The sequence below is a fragment of the Vibrio ziniensis genome, assembly GCF_011064285.1.
In the GTDB taxonomy this organism is placed as follows: domain Bacteria; phylum Pseudomonadota; class Gammaproteobacteria; order Enterobacterales; family Vibrionaceae; genus Vibrio; species Vibrio ziniensis.
In genome coordinates this window covers 2,117,688-2,137,872 of record NZ_CP049331.1, presented here as the reverse complement: position 1 = coordinate 2,137,872, position 20,185 = coordinate 2,117,688, and the positions used below count along the sequence as shown (strand labels likewise).

Annotated in this window: 20 protein-coding genes; 10 read left to right on the top strand and 10 right to left on the bottom strand. The window is 43.5% G+C overall.

Going from position 1 to position 20,185, the window contains the following annotated elements; translation table 11 throughout:
• Positions 1-44: 44 nt before the first annotated feature.
• Positions 45-608 carry a rhombosortase gene (gene rrtA / locus G5S32_RS09745; RefSeq protein WP_165311838.1) on the bottom strand — a complete coding sequence of 188 codons (564 nt, stop codon included), beginning with the start codon at positions 606-608 and terminating at the stop codon, positions 45-47.
• 2 nt (positions 609-610) lie between these two features.
• On the opposite strand from rrtA, the gene G5S32_RS09740 reads away from it, so the two are divergent.
• Positions 611-1,213 (top strand): tRNA-uridine aminocarboxypropyltransferase, encoded by a 603-nt coding sequence (locus tag G5S32_RS09740; RefSeq protein ID WP_165311837.1) that lies wholly within the window; start codon positions 611-613, stop codon positions 1,211-1,213.
• A 6-nt stretch (positions 1,214-1,219) separates the two neighbouring features.
• Here G5S32_RS09740 and G5S32_RS09735 read toward each other — a convergent pair whose 3' ends face one another.
• The 4 genes from G5S32_RS09735 to G5S32_RS09720 form a co-directional block, all read right to left on the bottom strand.
• Positions 1,220-2,569 (bottom strand): anti-phage deoxyguanosine triphosphatase, encoded by a 1,350-nt coding sequence (locus G5S32_RS09735; RefSeq protein WP_165311836.1) that lies wholly within the window; start codon positions 2,567-2,569, stop codon positions 1,220-1,222.
• A gap of 83 nt (positions 2,570-2,652) precedes the next feature.
• Complete coding sequence (locus tag G5S32_RS09730; RefSeq protein ID WP_165311835.1) at positions 2,653-3,420, bottom strand: substrate-binding periplasmic protein; 768 nt, start codon at positions 3,418-3,420, stop codon at positions 2,653-2,655.
• Between the two features lie 157 nt (positions 3,421-3,577).
• On the bottom strand, positions 3,578-4,162 hold the full coding sequence (gene yfbR, locus G5S32_RS09725; protein ID WP_165311834.1) for a 5'-deoxynucleotidase: 585 nt from the start codon (positions 4,160-4,162) through the stop codon (positions 3,578-3,580).
• A 154-nt stretch (positions 4,163-4,316) separates the two neighbouring features.
• Entirely contained in the window at positions 4,317-5,531 is a 1,215-nt protein-coding gene (locus G5S32_RS09720) for a pyridoxal phosphate-dependent aminotransferase (protein ID WP_165311833.1), read from the bottom strand.
• A 215-nt stretch (positions 5,532-5,746) separates the two neighbouring features.
• Here G5S32_RS09720 and G5S32_RS09715 point away from each other — a divergent pair, with 215 nt between their 5' ends.
• The 7 genes from G5S32_RS09715 to G5S32_RS09685 all read left to right on the top strand — a co-directional run bounded on the left by G5S32_RS09715 (position 5,747) and on the right by G5S32_RS09685 (position 13,295).
• A complete protein-coding gene (locus tag G5S32_RS09715; RefSeq protein ID WP_165311832.1) occupies positions 5,747-7,054 on the top strand; it encodes an isochorismate synthase in 1,308 nt (435 codons plus the stop codon).
• Positions 7,051-8,763: a 2-succinyl-5-enolpyruvyl-6-hydroxy-3-cyclohexene-1-carboxylic-acid synthase gene (gene menD / locus G5S32_RS09710; RefSeq protein WP_165311831.1), complete on the top strand. Its 1,713-nt coding sequence runs from the start codon at positions 7,051-7,053 to the stop codon at positions 8,761-8,763. The genes G5S32_RS09715 and menD overlap by 4 nt, the downstream gene beginning before the upstream one ends.
• Complete coding sequence (menH, locus tag G5S32_RS09705) at positions 8,753-9,571, top strand: 2-succinyl-6-hydroxy-2,4-cyclohexadiene-1-carboxylate synthase (RefSeq protein WP_165311830.1); 819 nt, start codon at positions 8,753-8,755, stop codon at positions 9,569-9,571. Before menD ends, menH begins: the two co-directional genes overlap by 11 nt.
• Positions 9,564-10,430 carry a 1,4-dihydroxy-2-naphthoyl-CoA synthase gene (gene menB / locus G5S32_RS09700; RefSeq protein WP_165311829.1) on the top strand — a complete coding sequence of 289 codons (867 nt, stop codon included), beginning with the start codon at positions 9,564-9,566 and terminating at the stop codon, positions 10,428-10,430. The genes menH and menB overlap by 8 nt, the downstream gene beginning before the upstream one ends.
• Before the next feature lie 157 nt (positions 10,431-10,587).
• On the top strand, positions 10,588-11,583 hold the full coding sequence (gene menC / locus G5S32_RS09695; protein WP_165311828.1) for an o-succinylbenzoate synthase: 996 nt from the start codon (positions 10,588-10,590) through the stop codon (positions 11,581-11,583).
• Positions 11,562-13,007, top strand: a complete 1,446-nt coding sequence (gene menE, locus G5S32_RS09690) for an o-succinylbenzoate--CoA ligase (protein ID WP_425509196.1) — start codon at positions 11,562-11,564, stop codon at positions 13,005-13,007. Before menC ends, menE begins: the two co-directional genes overlap by 22 nt.
• A 132-nt stretch (positions 13,008-13,139) precedes the next feature.
• The gene (locus G5S32_RS09685) at positions 13,140-13,295 is read left to right on the top strand and encodes a hypothetical protein (protein ID WP_165311826.1); all 156 of its coding nucleotides are present in this window, start codon (positions 13,140-13,142) and stop codon (positions 13,293-13,295) included.
• A gap of 35 nt (positions 13,296-13,330) precedes the next feature.
• Here G5S32_RS09685 and G5S32_RS09680 read toward each other — a convergent pair whose 3' ends face one another.
• The 3 genes from G5S32_RS09680 to G5S32_RS09670 form a co-directional block, all read right to left on the bottom strand.
• The gene (locus tag G5S32_RS09680) at positions 13,331-14,257 is read right to left on the bottom strand and encodes a YeiH family protein (protein WP_165311825.1); all 927 of its coding nucleotides are present in this window, start codon (positions 14,255-14,257) and stop codon (positions 13,331-13,333) included.
• A gap of 129 nt (positions 14,258-14,386) precedes the next feature.
• Positions 14,387-16,258, bottom strand: coding sequence for an MFS transporter (locus G5S32_RS09675; protein WP_165311824.1), 1,872 nt, complete (start codon positions 16,256-16,258; stop codon positions 14,387-14,389).
• 12 nt (positions 16,259-16,270) lie between these two features.
• Complete coding sequence (locus G5S32_RS09670) at positions 16,271-16,867, bottom strand: TetR/AcrR family transcriptional regulator (protein ID WP_165311823.1); 597 nt, start codon at positions 16,865-16,867, stop codon at positions 16,271-16,273.
• A gap of 196 nt (positions 16,868-17,063) precedes the next feature.
• On the opposite strand from G5S32_RS09670, the gene G5S32_RS09665 reads away from it, so the two are divergent.
• Positions 17,064-17,936, top strand: coding sequence for a Tim44 domain-containing protein (locus G5S32_RS09665; protein ID WP_165311822.1), 873 nt, complete (start codon positions 17,064-17,066; stop codon positions 17,934-17,936).
• Between the two features lie 137 nt (positions 17,937-18,073).
• Positions 18,074-18,388, top strand: a complete 315-nt coding sequence (locus tag G5S32_RS09660) for a DUF1244 domain-containing protein (protein ID WP_165311821.1) — start codon at positions 18,074-18,076, stop codon at positions 18,386-18,388.
• 116 nt (positions 18,389-18,504) lie between these two features.
• On the opposite strand, the gene G5S32_RS09655 is transcribed toward G5S32_RS09660, so the two are convergent.
• Together G5S32_RS09655 and G5S32_RS09650 are read right to left on the bottom strand one after the other, a co-directional pair.
• Positions 18,505-18,972 (bottom strand): AraC family transcriptional regulator, encoded by a 468-nt coding sequence (locus tag G5S32_RS09655; RefSeq protein ID WP_165311820.1) that lies wholly within the window; start codon positions 18,970-18,972, stop codon positions 18,505-18,507.
• Positions 18,973-19,069: 97 nt separating this feature from the next.
• Positions 19,070-20,137 carry a PLP-dependent cysteine synthase family protein gene (locus G5S32_RS09650; protein WP_165311819.1) on the bottom strand — a complete coding sequence of 356 codons (1,068 nt, stop codon included), beginning with the start codon at positions 20,135-20,137 and terminating at the stop codon, positions 19,070-19,072.
• Between the last annotated feature and the right edge of the window lie 48 nt (positions 20,138-20,185).

The window sequence follows — 20,185 nt, the reverse complement described above, 5'->3', positions numbered from 1 at the left end:
CATCCATGGCTCAGAGGGTTTGCTTATCGACGCCCATTCACTGATCAGGACATTTTCCAGAATGGTATAAGTCGCTTATTTATATACTCAATTACACTCAAAGTTATGCCAGCTAAGAGTCCTGATAAGTGAGCTTCAATCGCCACCCGAGCATGAATCATTTCAGCTGTACTATCGGGAGCTCCAAATAACTGCTCACTGACGACTTTCAAAATCACGCCAAGCACTAATAGCCAACTGCTTTTGCGCCCACCTAATGCTTCTTTTAAAGCATAAAAAGCGAATAAGCCATGCAGTGTTCCAGATAGACCCAAGTAGTTGCTCATATCCGTGAATAGCAGGCTAATACCGATCCAAATGGAAATGAGTAGTGTAAGCACCGCAAAGTGGCGAGTCTTAGGATGAAAGAGATAACTAATGACCCAAAGTCCTAAAAGATTCATCATCAAATGAGTAAAGTTGGTATGAGTCAGGTTTCCTGTTACGATCCTCCACCACTGACCATTTGCTATAGCATCGGCTTGCCATATCATTACATGACTGATGGACTCAAATTGGAGCCCGAAACAAACCGCTGTGACTAAAGATAAAAACAGGTAAATATTCACAAATGTCTCGTTATTGTTCTCAGTGTGGGAAGGCGCATAAAGCGTGTATCTGTGACAACATTGTTGCGCTTAATTCGCTAATCGAGCTTATTATCCTTCAACATCCAACAGAAGAACACCGTCCGATGGGAACGGCGAGAATTTTAAGTCTCTCGTTGGCAAACAGCCGTTTGTTTGTGGGTGAAGATTTTCGTGAGCATGAGGAACTGAATCAACTCTTAACAGAACCTGATGTTCAACATTTTGTTCTGTATCCAAACGATGTTTCTCGATCTGCTAGAGAAATCAGCCTGTCAGAAGGGCAAAAAATCCGTATCATCTTGCTGGATGGTACATGGAAAAAAGCATACAAAATGTGGCAGGTGAATACTCAGTTGCACCACCTGCCGAGTCTACATTTGCCCGAAGATTTAACAGGTAATTATCGCATTCGCAAAGCGCCGAGTGAAAATGCATTATCAACGGTAGAAGCTGGTTTTCATGTGCTTAATATCATGCAGCCAGATAACGATTTTTCGCCACTTTTAGATGCATTTGAAGCTATGATCGATTATCAAATTCAGCAAATGCCCGCAGGTGTTTTTGAGCGAAACTACTCTTCTTAGCTCGAATTAGTAATGAGTATGTGCCGAGAACAGTTGCTGATGCAGCCGCTGGGCATAGGCATCGGTCATCGCAGAAATGTAATCACAAATGACTCTCAACCCATCACCTGACGTTTGCTCTGCATTGAGCCATTTCTCTTTGGTTGCCGAAGGAAGTAATCGCTCAGGGTCAGCAGCTAACGCTTCAAACATATCCATGATGATTTGCTGACCTTTGTACTCAAAACGCTGCACTTCTGGGATCTGGATAACGTACTGACTCACGAAATGTTTGAGAACTTCTAAAACACTTGCCATATGCGGTTCTAGATAGGCATTTAGTGCGAGTAATTCATTATGGAAAGGTGCATCTACTGGTTGAATGCTGATGCTAGTGAGTAGCGCATTCACAATGCCTCCAATCGCATCTTTGCGTACGTGGTGTTTGCCGGAGAACAGCATATCACTCAGCTTTGCCGTGTTTTCTCCAAACCAAGGATCGCCGCATTTTGCCAATTGAATTGCTGCTTCTTCCCACTGCTGGCGAGTGACCATGCCAAGTACAATCGCATCTTCTAAATCGTGAACACCATAAGCAATATCGTCAGCAAGCTCCATGATTGAGCAATCCAGAGATTTAAAGCGCGTTTTCTGATGTTGATAAGGGGTTGTCGCACAGTCACGCATTTGGCTGATCATTGCTCTATCATGTGAGTCGAGAGGCTCTAACACCCAATCAAAAACGAAGCTGTCACAGTTATAGATACCTTTAGCGGGTGCCCAATCTTTTGCTTTTAATTGGCGTTGATGAGGAACTGACTCCGGCAATTTCTCCGCTCGGGTTTCACTTAGCAATGCAGGGTATTTCAGCAGCCCCAGTAAGGTGCGTCGCGAAAGATTCATACCGTGATGTTCGGTGTAAGGTTCCAAACAAGTGACAATGCGAAAGGTTTGAGCGTTGCCTTCAAAGCCTCCATGTTCACGCATCATGTAATTTAAAGCGACTTCTCCACCATGCCCATATGGAGGATGCCCGATATCATGGGCTAAGCAAAGGGAATCAATTAAGGTGTCACTACCCAATAGCTCACTAAACTCAGGTTGTTTAAGTTTGAGTTGAGCGACAATACCTGTGCCGATTTGCGCGGCTTCTAACGAATGGGTTAGACGAGTACGGTGGAAGTCATTAAGGCTAGTCCCGTGAACCTGCGTTTTGGCTTGAAGGCGTCGAAAGGCCGCAGAGTGGAGTATGCGAGCTCTGTCTCGTTGGAAAGGGCTACGGTGGTCATTACGGCGAATTTTATGTTCGTCGTTTTTGCGCTTTTGCCATTCAGCGTTGCTTTGGTCGTTTTCCGCGAGATCAAAAGATGATTGCATGCATAACTCCTACAAGGTGTCTCTATAACTTATAGTGACTTAGATAGTTTCGTCTAGCCCCAAGCTTCAATTACTTTAATGCCTTAATTTGATGTGGCAGGGCTTGATAAGCCAAAACGAACTAGAATTGCATCGTAAGTGCCATCTTGTTTCATTGCCAAAAGCCCTTGGTTGAATGCTTGGGTGATCTCTTCATATCGAGAAAATTTTCGGCTAAAGCCATTATATATTTCGTAAGTGCGAAATGGCGGTGACATGATTTCGATCCGCTCAGCGGAATAACTGGGATCGATTTCCGAATTTTGGATAAACAGTAAGTACTCGCGCGCCATTAGCGCGAGATCGACTCGTTCTTTCGCTAACATCGTCAAACTGACTAAATTATTGTTTGTTGGGTATAGATTTAGCCCTTCACCTTCTAGGTCATCCGCTTGAAGCGTGCCTAACTGTGCTGCAATTTGAAAGTTTTTAAAATCATTGAAGTGTGCTTGAGTAGTAGAATCCCTTTTTTTAATGAAGACTTGTTCACTTATATAAATGCTCTCTGAAAAGGATAAGGTTTTCTCTCTTTCTGGTGAGTAATACAATCCCAGAACGCCATCTATTAGTCCACTTTGTGCGCTGCTGAGTGCTCTTTTCCAAGGCATAAAAGTGAGTTCTAGCGTATATCCCGAACGCAAAAACGCTTCTCTGGTTAAAGCTGCAATAAAACCATTTTCAGGTAAGCTTTTACCATAAAAAGGTGGCCAATCCATGGCGGATAAAGTGACCGTTTTGGCATAACTCAACGGGATGAAACACGAAAGTATCAGTGAAATTGAAGTCAATATGCGCTTGAAGCACCAAAACATAAAACATCTCCGTCGTTAACGGTTTGATTATAGTCGATATTTAAGGTTTGGTTTTTCCATTGATTGCCACAATGTCACCATTCAACTCGTCACTTAGCTCAATAACGATAAAAAGCATGCTTGATGCGTACACAAAACATGCTTTTCTTCTCATGTTTTAGCTGATTTCATCTAGCGTTAATTCAAAGCTAGGAGCAAAGGTCTCAAGGAAATATTCCATCTCTTGTGAATAGCGTTCTTTTAGCGTCACGTCTAAGCGTTTTTTGGCTAGAGCGTATTCATGGTTACCTGCACTAAGTTCCTCTAAACACTTCAAATAAGCACAGATACAATCTGCTTGTTTAACGATGGCGGCATCATCTGGATGAGAGCAGTCAGAGACCAAAAACGGGGCAAAATCTTCATGGAACTCTTCTGGTAACATCGAGAGTAAGCGTTTTTCTGCTGCAGCTTCTATCTTTTTATATTCTTTAGCGATATCAGGGTTGTAGTACTTGATGGGAGTTGGCAAATCTCCAGTTAGCACTTCGCTGCTATCGTGGTACATGGCAAGAATCGCAATACGCTCTGGGTTGAGATTACCGCCAAATTTTTTGTTTTTGATCACCGCCAGTGCATGAGCAACAAAAGCAACTTGCAGACTGTGCTCTGAGATATTTTCTTTAGAGATTGAACGCATTAATGGCCAGCGTTGAATCAGCTTCATACGGGCGAGATGGGCGAAAAAATGACTCTCTTGCATAACATTCCAACTTGTTCAACATAAAAAACGGGCTCTCTTCAGTTTACACAAAGAGAGCCCGCATGTTTCTGTTTTATTTAATACTCGTTACTTACCTTTAAGCTTTTATCTTTAAACATTAAGTGGCAGCGTTTTGAGTATGCAGTGTCACAGGTTACTGACTGTAAGTGCTTAGGAAGCGCTCAAAGCGTCCGATCGCCGTTTCCAAATCTTCAACGTGTGGTAAAGTTACGATACGGAAGTGATCTGGTTTTGGCCAGTTGAAGCCAGTACCTTGAACCAGCAGTACTTTTTCTTGCACTAAGAAATCCAGTACCATTTTTTGGTCATCTTTGATGTTGTACATCTTAGAATCGATTTTCGGGAACAAGTACATTGCACCTTTTGGCTTCACACAAGAAACTCCTGGGACCTGGTTTATCAACTCCCATGCGCGATCACGTTGTTCCAATAAACGACCACCAGGCAGGATCAGTTCGTTAATACTTTGATAACCGCCTAGCGCTGTTTGAATAGCATGCTGCATTGGTACGTTAGCACACAAACGCATCGATGAGAGCATTTCAAGACCAGCGATATAGCCTTTAGCATAATGCTTAGGACCGGTCAGGAACATCCAGCCGCTACGGAATCCACAGACACGGTAAGCTTTAGATAGACCGTTAAATGTCACAACCAGCACATCTTCCGTCAGACTTGCTACTGGAGTATGTGTTGCTCCGTCGTAAAGGACTTTGTCGTAGATTTCATCAGCGAAAATCATCAATTTATGCTGACGAGCAATCTCGATCACCTCTAAAAGGAAATCACGACTATAAACCGCACCTGTTGGGTTGTTCGGGTTAATTAGAACGATACCGCGAGTTTTCGGCGTGATTTTCTTTTTAATATCATCCAGATCTGGGTACCAGTCGGATTCTTCATCACACATGTAATGCACAGCACTACCGCCAGAAAGGGATACTGCCGCTGTCCATAGTGGATAATCAGGTGCAGGCACCAACATTTCGTCGCCATTATTCAGTAGGGCTTGCATAGCCATTACGATCAGTTCAGATACGCCGTTGCCTAAGTACACGTCTTCTACATCTAGGCTGCGGATACCTTTTTTCTGATAGTGCTGAACAACTGCTTTACGAGCGGAATAAATACCTTTTGAATCACAATAGCCTTGCGAAGTCGGCATATTACGGATCACGTCAACCAGGATTTCGTCTGGGGCGTCGAAGCCAAATGGGGCCGGGTTACCGATATTTAGCTTCAGTATTTTATGCCCCTCTTCCTCCATGCGCTTAGCATGTTTGAGTACAGGACCCCTAATGTCGTAGCAGACATTATCGAGTTTTGACGACATCCCGATATTTTGCATTTTTTTATTCCTGAAAATGGTTGGATTTCTTTATTAAACTAACTCAAATAGAATTTTTTTAGAATAAAAATCTGTAAAAAGTCTGCTTTATGGTCAGTGCGGTGAAAGTCTCTTTGTTGACGCGTTGTAAAAGATAGAGCATTACCTTGATTTAAATAAGTTCAATCAATAGAGTAGCCAAAGGTATACCAAATCTCTTTAATTACGAGGTTGTTTTGTCTAAATTTTATCAGGCCGTTGCTCAGTTAATTGAGCAAGTAACTAACGCGAGAGAAAACGATGTTCGTTTTGTCCAAGAGTTGGCAGAAAAGCCACCATTCGCGTTTATAGATTGGCTTGAAGCCCAACCTATTTTTCCTAAATTTTATTGGCAATCGCGCGATACGCGTGACGAAGTCGTCGCGCTAGGGCAGTTATACACTTTTTCTGAACCAGAGCCGGCTTACGCCATTCTGGGGGATGGGCAACGAGTATGGGGCGGACGCTCTTTTGATGGGCGTACTGAAAAAAACCGCTACTGTATGGCCTCCTTTTTCTTTTTACCTCAGGTGGAGTTGATTCGTTTTGATGACAAATGGTCGCTAGCTGCAAACGTAAATCACGAAAAATACCGAACATTAACTACTTTAAATAAACTACTAGTTGATGTATCGCCGATTCGTGCGTTGCAAAGCGAGATTCTGGATGTGACGCACACACCTGATGAAAATGGTTGGAATCATCTTGTTGAAAAAGTACTGACTGGTATTGAGCAACAAGAATTCAAAAAAGTAGTTCTGGCACGAAAAACTAGTTTGCAGTTAGACAGCAGTTTAAGTGCGGCACAGCTTTTAAAAGCAAGCTATGAGCAGAACCATCACAGCTTCCATTTTTTGCTGTCCATTGATACTAAACACAGTTTTATGGGATCTACGCCTGAACGTTTGTATTATCGTCAAGGTCGTGAGTTACAGACTGAAGCTTTGGCTGGAACCATCGGCCGTGGTCAAAATGCAACACAGGACTTAGAACTGGCTAATTGGCTGACGCAAGATACCAAAAACCTCAATGAAAACCAGTTGGTTGTTGATGACATCGTAGAGCGCTTACAACCTCACTCAGAGCAAGTATTTGTTGAAGAAGAGGCAAGATTGGTTCGTCTACGTAAGGTTCAACATTTAAAACGTTCTATTCGGGCTGATCTAAAAGAAGGAATTAATGGCATTCAACTATTGAGTGCATTACAGCCGACTGCCGCTGTCGCAGGGCTACCACGTAAAGAAGCTCTGGACTTTATTACTCATAACGAACCTTTTGCTCGTGGATGGTATGCAGGATCTATGGGGTATTTCAGCCATCGAAAAGCGGAATTCTGTGTCGCTATTCGCAGTGCGTTAGTGTTGGAAAAAGAAGTACAACTTTTTGCCGGAGCTGGGATTGTTCCTGGTTCGGTTGCTGAGCATGAATGGCAAGAGTTGGACAAAAAGATGTCGACACTGCTGAGTTTAATCTCCGATAACCTGCCTTTGGGAGTGGCTTCATGAGCCAAGATCAAGCGGTACTTAACCGAATCTGGTGTAAGATCATTTTAGAAGAGCTGACACGCTTTGGAGTATCAGAAGTCTGTGTTGCTCCCGGTTCTCGCTCAACACCATTGGTGCTTGAAGCAGATTTAAACGCTAAGTTAAACCTCCATACTCACTATGATGAACGTGGGTTGGGTTTTCTTGCTCTAGGGCTAGCAAAAGCCAGCGATAAACCTGTTGCGGTGATTGTTACCTCAGGCACTGCGGTTGCAAACTTGCTGCCTGCCATTGCCGAAGCAAAACTAACTGGCGAAAAGTTGATTGTGCTTACTGCTGATCGCCCTGTTGAACTAGTGGGTTGCGGTGCCAATCAAGCGATCGTGCAAAATGACATCTTTTCCTCACACGTAACGAAAGCTGTGTATCTGCCGAGCCCTGATGTTCGTTTATCTCTCAACTGGCTGTTGACCTCGCTTGATGATGTGTGTCACCAGCAGGAGCAGTCAGGTTGTGCCATACACATTAACTGCCCATTCCCTGAACCATTGTATTCCAACGGTGATATTTCACTGTATCAAGATTATTTGGGTACAGTGAACGGCTGGTTGCATTCAGAACAGATTTACAGTGCTCGTTATTTTTCAGCTTCTCAGGATATACAAATACCCCAAGAAGTGTTTAGTAAGAAAGGTGTGGTTATTGTTGGCTCTGTGAGCTTAAAAGAGGCATTAGCGGCAAAGAAATTTGCTGAGAAATTAGGGTGGCCTTTGCTGTGTGACCCTCAATCGGGCATTAACAGTCAATGGGCTCATTTTGATTTGTGGCTACAAAATGCCGAGGCCAAAGAACAACTTAATCAGTGTGAACAAATTATTCAATTTGGCTCTCGCATTGTTTCTAAACGCTTGAATCATTGGTTGGAAGAGCAAGTAAACCAAAGATATTGTCAATATGGGTATGTTTCACCAAATTCTGACAGAAACAACGCTGCCCATCTTCCTCAGCATCATTGGGTATCTGATATATCGGATTGGGTTGAATCAGTACTAGAGCTGTGGACTGCTCTGATCCCGGTTCAATCTGGTTGGGCGGATTCGCTCATACCTTATTCGGTAAGCATTTCACAACTAGCGAAATTGCATTTGTCTCAGCAGGGTCTGACCGAAATAGCTGTTGCGCTTGAATTGAGTAACAGTAAAACGAATGCCGCTCTGTTTTTGGGTAATAGCCTGATCGTGCGATTAGCAGACATGTTCAGCGTGATTGACCAACGCGATGTGTACTCGAATCGCGGTGCATCTGGTATCGATGGTCTGGTGGCGACCGCAGCGGGTGTTCATCGTGCTATTGATAAGTCGATGTTGATGATCTTGGGTGATACTTCACTGCTCTACGATCTCAACTCTTTGGCGTTAGTACGTCAAAGTAAACATCCATTGGTGATTGTGGTCTGCAATAACGATGGTGGTGCGATTTTCGATTTGTTACCAGTGCCTAGCGAAAAACGAGAAGCGCTTTATCAGATGCCTCATGGGATGAACTTTAAAGCAGCAGCGGAGCAGTTTGGTTTGAACTATGCGAAACCAGAAACTTTTTCTGCTTATCAATCCATGGTGCAAGAGCATTTGCAATCCGGCGAGGGATGCCTGCTGGTGGAGGTCGTTACTCCACCTCAGCAAGCCTCTCAGCAAATCAAACAACTGACAGCGCAAGTACATGCTTTATAGTCACGTCTCTCAGACCATGAATAAAGGCGAGCCTGTGCTGGTCTTTTTGCATGGTTTGCTTGGTAGTAGCGAAGACTGGCAATCAACACTAGAACATCTTCCTAATAGCAATTGGCTCACCATAGACCTTCCTGGGCATGCTAAGAGTTATCATTATTCGTGCAATGATTTTAAGCACTGCTGCCAACAAATATCTGACGCAATTCTTTCACTATTAGAACCTAACACACCGATTGTTTTGATTGGATATTCATTGGGTGGACGTATTGCCATGTTAGGTTCTGCGTTAAAGCTCTTTTCCAATCTAAACCTGATTGGCTTAGTTGTCGAAGGTGGGAATTTCGGTTTGCAGAGTGATCAAGAGAGAAACGAACGCTGGCAAAATGATAGCCGTTGGGCGCAGCGGTTTCGAGAAGAGCCGATCGCGCAGGTATTGAGCGATTGGTATCAGCAAGTGGTATTTAGTTCACTAAATGATGAGCAAAGACAAACTTTGATCGCAAAGCGCAGTGCTAATCTTGGGGTTAATATAGCAAAGATGCTGTTATCAACATCGTTAGCTCACCAACCAAACTTACTACCTGCCTTGCAACGTCTTACATTGCCAGTGCATTATGTATGTGGTGCAAACGATCAAAAATTTCGTCAACTCGCGGAACAAAGCGGGTTGGTTTACAGTCAGATCGAAAGAGCAGGACACAATGTTCATCAGGAACAGCCCGCTGCTTTTGCAATGACAATTCAGCGATTCATAGACTCACTCCACAAAGAAGTGAGAGACAACAATATTGGGAATCACAATGGCTAAAACAGTAGGCATTTCAGAAGAAGAACTATACGCACCAGTGGCGTGGCACGATTGCAGCGGCAGTTTCGAAGATATTCATTACCATAAGTCAGATGATGGTATCGCTAAAATCACCATCGCACGTCCTCAGGTGCGTAACGCATTTCGACCTCAAACCGTAAAAGAGATGATCAATGCGTTAGCAGATGCTCGTTATGATGAAGGTGTAGGTGTCATCATTCTAACTGGTCTTGGTGAAGATGCATTCTGCTCTGGTGGTGACCAAAAAATTCGTGGTGATTACGGCGGCTACAAAGATGACACTGGCACTCACCATCTAAACGTGTTGGATTTCCAACGTCAGATTCGCACTTGTCCAAAACCAGTCATTGCATCTGTTGCTGGCTGGGCTGTGGGTGGTGGTCACGTGCTACACATGATGTGTGACTTAACCATCGCAGCAGAAAATGCACAGTTTGGCCAGACGGGGCCAAAAGTAGGCTCTTTCGATGGTGGCTGGGGCGCATCATACATGGCTCGTATCGTTGGTCAGAAGAAAGCGCGTGAGATTTGGTTCTTATGTCGTTTTTACGATGCTCAAGAAGCATTGGATATGGGGCTTGTAAACACCGTTGTGCCACTAGCCGATCTTGAAAAAGAAACTGTTCGCTGGTGTCGTGAAGTACTACAACACAGTCCAATGGCAATCCGCTGCCTAAAAGCTGCGCTAAACGCAGACTGTGATGGGCAAGCAGGTCTTCAAGAGTTAGCTGGTAACGCGACTATGTTGTTTTACATGACAGACGAAGGGCAAGAAGGGCGCAATGCATTTAATGAAAAGCGTCGTCCAGACTTCAACAAATTTCCTCGTAACCCTTAATGTTGAATAACGAGTTGCTTATGGGGTGAAGCGCTGTTAATTATCGATAGAAGTTAATAGCGATGGCTACATAGCTTCTTATTGTATTAAGTCACCGTGTGAATTTAGGGTCAGTCGTGTGATTAGGCTGACCCATAGAGAACAAATTAGGTTATTTATGCGCAGTGCAAAACTGTATCGCTATGCACTACCAATGGATAGCGGAGTGATTCTTCGCGAAGAGAAACTGACCGTACGTGAAGGTTTTGTTGTTGAACTTCGTGAAGATGGAAAAGTAGGGCTTGGGGAAATTGCTCCCCTGAAAGGATTTAGTGTCGAAACACCCGACGAAGCCGGAGCGTTGGCAAAAGAGCAACTCGAACTTTGGTCGAAAGGGCAAGCGCTGAATTATGACGAACTGTTCCCCTCAGTAGCATTTGGTATCTCGATGGCGGAGTTGGAATTAGCTGGTGGCTTACCTCAAGAAGGTGAATACAATGCAGCTCCACTTTGTACCGGAGATCCAGACGACTTAATTCCGACTTTGAACAATATGCCGGGTAGAAAAGTTGCAAAAATCAAAGTAGGTTTGTACGAGCCGATTCGAGATGGCATGTTGGTTAATCTATTCTTAGAGTCTATGCCTGATCTCTATCTTCGCTTGGATGCTAACCGAGCTTGGACTAAAGAAAAAGCCGCGAAATTTGCTCAATATGTTGCACCGTCAAGACGTAGCAGAATTGCTTATCTTGAAGAGCCGTGCGCTTCGCCAAGTGACAGCTTAGCTTTTGCCATTGATACCGGAATCGGCATCGCATGGGATGAAACTTTGCAACAAGCGGTTCGTAGCAATGATTTTAAGCTTGAGCAAATGGTTGGTGCCAAAGCTATCATTATTAAGCCGACTATCGTTGGTTCTGTCGAGCGGTGTAAGATGCTGATTGATAACGCTAAAGCGTTAAAAATTCAGGCTGTTGTCAGCTCAAGTATTGAATCAAGTTTGGCTTTGACTCAGCTAGCGCGTTTGTCCAAATGGTGGTTACCTGATGAGATCCCTGGGTTAGATACAGTAGGACTGTTTAAATCACAGCTTGTCACTTCATGGCCTGGTTGTGATATTCCAGTGGCAAAACTTGAAGATCAACAACTGGTTTGGTCATCGGAGTCGCTATGACACCTTGGCATCGCCATCAACAGTGCCATCCTGATAGGGTGGCGCTTTGTTTCAGCAATACCCAAGGCGAGGAGGTGGCTCTCACATGGCAACAACTATGTTGTCACGTAGAGCAATACCAAGCCGCTTTGTTATCGCATGGAATTAATACTGGCGATGTACTGACCTTAGTGGGGAGAAACCATATTCAGATGTTGATGTGGTTTTTGGCCGCGCAACAGTCAGGTATCGTTTGTGCTTTTGCTATGCCTCAGTCTGCTTCACAGTTAGCAGCAAAGTTGAATACGCTCTATACATCATCACAAACCGTTTATCTATGGTTAGCTGATAGTGCTCAATGTTTAGCTGAAGAGTTCAACGGTATGGAGCGAAATATTGAGTTTATCGAGTTTATTCCACCCCATAACGAAACTCTGTCTTCTTTAGTTCAGACTCAGTATCGACACAATAATCTTGCAAGTATCATCTTTACTTCTGGTTCTACGGGTAACCCTAAGGCTGTGGTCCATAACCATGAACAGCATTTTGCGTCTGCGCAAGGGTTAATCGATGTGTTCCGTTATCAATCGGGTGATACTTGGCTACTCAGCCTTCCTATGTACCATGTGTCTGGTCTAGCTATTATTTATCGTTGGCTACACTCTGGGGCGTGTTTGAAGATAGGCAACGGTGAGTTAGCGAAAGATATACAAAATGTCACTCACGCATCTCTTGTTCCTACCCAATTAAAAAGGCTACTTGATAGTAAGCAGGAACTTACTCTGAGTCATGTATTACTTGGCGGTAGTCATATACCTCATGATCTGGGGCTGCAAGCTGCGAAACTAGGAATCGAAACTTGGCTTGGGTATGGGATGACAGAGGCGGCGTCGACAGTGACCGCTAAGCGAGTCAATGAAACTTCGACGACTGGAAAGGTGTTGGCTCGAAGACGGGTCAAACTGGAAGGTGAACGCATCTATATAGGTGGTAGCACCTTGGCTCAAGGTTATTACTTCCAAGGGATGGTTAAGCCAATTGTCGATGACCAAGGGTGGTATGACAGCAAAGACTTGGGCAAATGGTTGGACGGTGAATTAGTTATTATTGGACGAGCAGACAATCTGTTTATCTCCGGTGGTGAAAATATTCACTGTGAGGAAATTGAAACGATCTTGAACCAACATCCGAAAGTTCAACTTGCCATTGTTGTGCCTGTTAAAGATGGTGAGTATGGGGCGCGTCCTGTGGTAGTAATCCGTAGTAATAACCAATGGTTAAAGCCTGATGGTGATATTTACCTTGATGGCAAACTGGAAAAATTTAAGTGGCCGATTGCTTATTTTCAGATGCCCGACGAGCTATTAGAAACAGGGATTAAAGTCTCTCGTAAAGCCGTGAAAGATTGGCTGACAGCATATCAAAATCAATTCACTCCGCTATAAATGCAGGGTATGAAATAAAGCTGTGGTTATGAGTTAGTCCAAAACAGAATTTCGCTTCTTATAACTCATGAGCATAATAGTCTGAGATTTTTCAGCATTTCAGACTATAGAGTCTGAGTTCAAGGGGCTTATATGTTCAAAGGGCTTTTAATCATTACCATCGCATTGCAGCTATTGATGGCACTTACACAAGTGGGTTGGATACGTTCGGTGGCAGAGCTGAGCGCATTCTTGCTTGTCGTATTACTCAGTTTTTCAATCAAGCCAGTACAAATCAATAAACCGTAAAAATGTACTAAGCAGCCAAAGCCAATTAGATAACCTTAATCAACGAGAAGCAACCAGCTCAAAGACGATACTGAGATCGCAATCCAAAGAGTAATACCAAACAGCAGTGGTTTAGGTCCTGACGCTTTCAATCGAGCCGGAGAAATGCTGCATCCAATCAAAAACAGACATATCACCAGAGCTTGTTTTGCAAGCGAAAATACCCCTTGGTAAATTTGTTGCCACTGTGGAAATAAGTCGCTAAAACCAATCGCCAGACAGTAAAAAAGAATAAAGTAAGGAATAGTCAGTTTTTTCGACTGGCTCTTAAACATCCAAGCACTGACTAGTGCCACCGGCACTATCCAAAGCGCTCGTGCCAGTTTTAGTGTGGTTGCTGTCTTTAATGCTTCTTCGCCGTAAGCAGAAGCTGCACCTACTACTGATGACGTATCATGAATAGCAATTGCTGCCCATGTGCCAAAAGTATGTTGGTCGAGTGATAAGGCATGACCAATCATTGGGAAAATAAACAAGGCGACTGAATTAAGCACGAATACTGTTCCCAAAGCCAAACCTGTTTGGTCATCATCAGCATTAATGGCTGGAGCAACAGCTGCGATAGCACTACCGCCACATATAGCAGTACCGGACGCGATTAAGTGTCCAGTTTTCTTCTCAATTCCCATAGCTTTAGCGACAACAGTGCCAATAACGAGCGTGCCACAAATCGTTGCCAGAATAAGACCTATGCCATCACTAGTAACGTTTAATGCTTGTTGCAGTGGAATGCCGAAGCCCAAGCCGACGATCGAGTAAGCCAGTAGTTTTTTAGTGAGTTTAGCGATAGGAATATGAGTGGGAACCCAGCCCAAGGAAGCAACTAAAAAACCCATCACCAATGCACTCGGAGAGGTAATCCAAGGAGAAAGGCATAGTGCACCACCAAGCCAAAATGGAAGGTGTATAGGTTTGATGTTCATAGTGACGGCCTTAAAACAACATTCTCTAATCAGTATGGAGAGGCATTGTAACCACAAGCTGTCGGTCAGAAAATCTTAATGTATTGAACATCTGTTTAGATAAATTGAACAAGTAGTTTTAACGACCATTTAACGCCAATCACCGCGTAATTGAGCGACTTTTTCGAACATGAGTTCTGAAGACGCATCTTTGGAGGCAATCGCAGGACCTGCTTCAATTTCTAAACGTGACCAGAAGCGGCTTGGTAGACCTTTACAAGCTCGCCCTTTGCATCGGCTAAAGTAGCTGCCCCATAAGCCTTTTAGTGCCATAGGGATAACAGGAACAGGACTGCGTTTTAATATGATGTCTAATCCGCGCATGAACTCGTTCATTTCACCGTCTGCCGTGAGGCGACCTTCGGGGAAAATACACACCAGATGACCTTCATTTAAAGCGTGTTCAACTTCATTGAATGCGCTGAGTATTGAACGTCTGTTGCGGGCGCAGATAGGGATCACGCCTGCACGCTTTAAAAAGCCGCGCAGTATCGGAAAGTTTGCATAATCTTCTTCCATCACAAAACGAATCAGCCGTGGGCTAGCGGCACTAAGCAGTAGTGCATCCATATAGCTGACATGATTGCAGACGATCAGAGCCCCACCATGTTCTGGAATATGGTTGAGGTTAGTGTGTCTCACTCGGTAAATGGTATGTGTTAATGCCCAAACCAACAGCCGAACAGCGAAAATAGGCACCTGTAAAAAGACAAATGCGGCCGTTAACAGGTTAATAACGGAAATTAGGATAAAAAGCTGAGTAATCGACAGCTCTAATAAGGATAAACAGACAATTCCGAGAACGGCACTACCTACCATGAATAATGAGTTATATATGTTTAGGGCTGCAATCACTTGTGCTCGTTGGCTTTGCTTGGCCCGTTGTTGCATTAAGGCATAAAGTGGAACAATAAATACACCGCCTGAAGCGCCTAATAAAAGCAAGTAACAGAACAGAGGCCAAAGAGGCTGGTAAAGTACGAACTCACTCATTTGATGGAAAATAGGTAAAGAGGCTGGAATACTCGTTGCCATTAAGTAGCCAAACAGCGTAATGCCTAAGCTACCAATAGGCACAATGCCAATTTCAATGTGGTGATTTGATAGCTTGTCACAACTGAGTGATCCAAGTGCGATGCCGACTGAAAAAAGAGCAAGTAAGAAAGAAACAGCACTTTCCGTACCGTTAAGATGTAGCTTAGTGAAGTTTGGAAACTGGGTTAAATAAGTTGCACCAAGGAACCAAAACCAACTGATCGCCATAATACATAGAAATATAGCTCGATCACTTTTCGCAATAGATAACGTATGGCGAGTCTGGCGGATTGGGTGCCAAGTAAAGTGAATGTGTGGGTTACCCGCGGGAGCTTTAGGTATAAAGCGACTTGCTAAGTAGCCACAAACTGAAAAGACCACCACACAAGTGGCAGCGATGTATTTCGCATGATCGAGCGATGCAATGACGCCAGCACCAATCGTACCAACTAGTATGGCAAGGAAAGTGCCCGCCTCAACGAGTGCATTGCCAGAAACCAGTTCATTTGCTTTGAGTTGTTGAGGTAACAATGCATATTTCACTGGCCCGAAAAATGCCGATTGTGTGCCCATCAAAAACAGCATTAAAAGCAAAACAAGGTAACTTTCGGTAATAAAGCCGATTGCGCCCAAACACATGATGGCGATTTCGATCAGTTTAACCTTGCGTATAAACCAAGATTTTTCATATTTATCCGCAAGTACGCCAGCAGATGCAGAGAAAAGAAAAAATGGAAGGATGAACAACCCTGCCGCTAAGTTGATAAACAGATGGCTGGAAATTGGCAGAATAGCACTGCCTGAAAAGGCGACGAAAAGTAGCAAAACATTTTTAAATATGTTGTCGTTGAATGCGCCAAAAAACTGCGTCACAAAATACGGGAGAAAACGTCGTTGTTTAAGCAACGGTGTTTGATGTTGTGACATCCTATGTCCTTATTAATGAGACCAATTACTCAGGTAGTTAGAGAGTAGGTTCTGAATCAGCTTCTTGCCATCAATAGGCTCATTAGCGAAAAACTTATCGTCAACGCTCAATAAAGTTATCCCGTGAACGCCAGACCAAAGCACACGACTTGCTTGTAGAACTTCACGAGGCGAACGATGTGGTGCAAATATTGTAAGCAAATCTTCCAGCATACTGGTCATATTATCGATACGCTCAGCTTGCCATTGTGGAAGGTCTTCACCGTTCATCTTGTGTTCAAATATGAGTTGCCAGCGGTAAGGGTTTTTCTGCGCAAAATCGTGATAGCAATACGCTAGTTGATAGAGGGCTTGTTCGGAATCTTGGCATTCGCTCACCACGTTTTGGGATTCTAACGCCAGTTCATCGAGAGTCTCAGCAACGACGTGCAATAACAATAGGTTATAGTTACCAAACACATTCACCAATGTACTCGGCACATAGCCAATCATGTTTGCCACTTTACGTAGACTGAGTTCGTGATAGGAGTGTTCAGTTAAAAAATCCTTCACGGAACTGAGTGTGAGAGTGATTAATTCCTCTCTTGTATGATCGTTTCGTCTCGCCATAACCGGAATAATATAATGAACATCGTTCGATATTCTAATAAGCATGTTCTAGAGCGTCAATTACTAGGTTTGCAATATTCTGATACAAGTCCTCACTGCAAAAGCGTTTTATTGTCCGAGTGAAGTGGATATGATGTGTCACAAATATAGATAGTCTCTATAACACCCTCGTAAAACTATAACGTGAAGGATAAGTATGAAACGTTTGTTCTCGCTGATCGCACTTCTGATGGTTTCTGTTGCTGTCACTCCGGTAGCTGAAGCCAAAAAATTTGGTGGCGGTAAGTCATTCGGTAGCAGCTTTAAAACGGCCCCTGCTCCTAAACAGCAAAGTCAAAACACTAGCACCATCAACAAAGATGCAACCAAAGCTGCGCCAAACGCAGGCAAGAAAGGCCTGATGGGTGGTTTGCTTGGTGGCTTACTCGCTGGTGGTTTGTTAGCGGCCTTCTTCGGTGGTGCATTCGAGGGTATCCAGTTCCTAGACATTCTAATCATGGGTTTGATTGCTTATTTCGCATTTAAATTCTTGCGCGGTATGTTGGGAGCAAAACAAGGCAGCATGAATCAGAGCCAGCAGCAACCAGCGTTCGGCGGTATGAACCGTAACATGCATGAGCAACCAAACGTACACAACTTTGAGCAGCCACAAGCTGCTGGTGGTTTTGGAACAATGGCAGCTAGCGATGTTCCACACAACTACCCACCGGGTTTTGACCAAGCGTCTTTTATTAGCGGTGCTCGTGAACACTACCGTATTCTTCAAGGTGCTTGGAACTACAATCAGCTTGATACGATTGAAGAATATGTATCACCAAGTTTGTTTGCGGATCTGAAAGAAGAGCGTGCGAAACTGGAAGGTGATCAACACACTGACGTAATGTATGTGGATGCAGAAATTGTTCGTGCAGACTACGATGCAACTAAAGGCCAACTTAGCCTTCAGTTCAGTGGTCGCTACCGTGATGCGGTAGAAGGTATTGAAGAGAACATAGAAGATATCTGGCATTTAGAGCGTGACCTAACTGTACCAAATGCACCTTGGTTAATCGTTGGTATCCAAGCTTAATGATCAATTAAGTCACATAATTGATTTTATATAACGCCCGAGCTTGTCTTGGGCGTTTTGTTATTGGCATCATAAGGAATAATTAAACCAAACGACGTAAAGTTGAGTGGTAAAGTCAAACAAGAAAAGGAAATATCATGGCCGAATTTAAATACAAAAGCCTAAGCCAAGAAGAACAAGACAAGCTTGATGCTGCGGTGTTTCGTCGCCTATTAGCGCATTTGGACGAAAACAAAGATGTGCAAAATATTGATTTGATGATACTTGCTGGCTTCTGCCGTAATTGTTTCTGTAAGTGGTATCAAGCCGAAGCGGAAAATGCAGGCAAAGATCTCACCATTGATGATGCTCGTGAACGTGTTTACGGTATGACCTACGATGAGTGGAAAGCGAATCATCAGCCTCCAGCAACACCTGAGCAGTTGGCTGCGTTTGAAGCAAAACAGAAATAATTAAAAAACGAGATAAACAAAAGCCGCTTTTTGTTCGCTCTTTGAAAACCTGAAATTGGTTAACGAAGTTGAACAAAAAGCGGCATTTGCATTTATAAAACTGATGAACTCGAAAATTACTTTAGAGGAAGATAAACATCAGTTTGTAGTGCGCTCTTTTCTGTATTTGGTCCGATGTTTAGATAATGAAAGAAGCACGGCTCGCCACTTGTTCGCTCGCCGCTAGTAGGTAGCCAGTTACGATATAAGGCGTGTACGGTTTGACTGATGAGATCTAAATTACCGTAGTGTCTTAATACGGCACATTTACCTCCGGTGAGCACTCCATTTACCACACCAAATTGGTTTTGTGGAATATCTTCTTCAACACTGCCTGCGATGTCGAAACGAAACTTCGTTTTGTCTGTTTCATTCGGGTCGCTATATGGAATACCGAATGTGTCGCTGGTAGATATAGGTGATAGCCCCGTTTCTTTACGCCATGAAACGAAATTTTCAACACTGTTCATCAATTGTTCGGGTGCACCTTGATGACTGAAAATGGCTACTTTTCTTGGTGTAAATTCAACAATACGAACGTTCATTCTGGCTCTCCACACTTTTCTTGAATCGACAAGACTATAAAAGAAAAGTGACAAAGAATCTGTCATCCGCTTCTTATTTCATTAGATAACAATAGGCTTAATCCAACTCGCCAGTTTTAGAGAAAATTTCCAGTTTTGATAGATATGGAGAAAGATCACCAATGTTGTTCGCGACCCAATCAGTGTTGTAGTAAGTGTCTAAGTAACGTTCGCCACTGTCGCATAACAAGGTGACAATTGAACCTGTTTCACCTTTACGTTTCATCTCGCCCGCTAGTTGCAATGCTCCGTAGAGGTTTGTTCCTGTCGATGCCCCCGCTTTTCTTCCAAGAATGCCTTCTAACCAATGAACTGTAGCTACGCTTGCCGCGTCTGGAATTTGAAGCATTTCATCAACCACATTAGGAATGAAGCTAGGTTCTACTCTAGGACGACCGATACCCTCAATTTTGCTTCCGAAGCCTAATCGGATATCAGGGTTACGTGTTTTATAGAAATCAAAAAAAACAGAATTCTGTGGGTCAACTACACACAACTTGGTGTTGTGCTGTTGATAGCGGATAAAACGCCCAATCGTAGCTGAAGTGCCACCAGTGCCAGGGCTCATCACAATCCAGGTTGGAACAGGATGATCTTCCATTTTCATTTGGCTATAGATGCTATCTGCAATATTGCTATTACCACGCCAGTCTGTTGCACGCTCTGCATAAGTGAATTGGTCCATATAATGACCATTCAGTTCAGCCGCTAAACGACGTGATTCTGCATAAATTTGATCAGAACGATCTACCAAGTGCGCTTTGCCACCATAGAACTCAATTTGCTCTATCTTTTTTATTGCAGTGCATTTCGGCATGACAGCAATAAAGGGCAAGCCGAGTAGACGAGCAAAATACGCTTCTGAAACAGCAGTACTGCCTGAGGATGATTCAATAATGGGGGTTTCTGGCCCTATCCATCCGTTACAAATAGCATAAAGAAACAGTGAGCGGGCAAGGCGGTGTTTTAATGAACCTGTAGGATGAGTACTTTCATCTTTCAGATATATATCAACACCCTGCAAGCATGGTAAATCAAGTTTGATTAAATGAGTGTCAGCAGAACGTTGATAGTCAGCTTCAATTTTTCGAATAGCGCTGTTTATCCATTGATGGTCGGTACACATGTTATTTCTCCCTGAAGTTTATATGCATAATTTAGCGATATGTTAGGA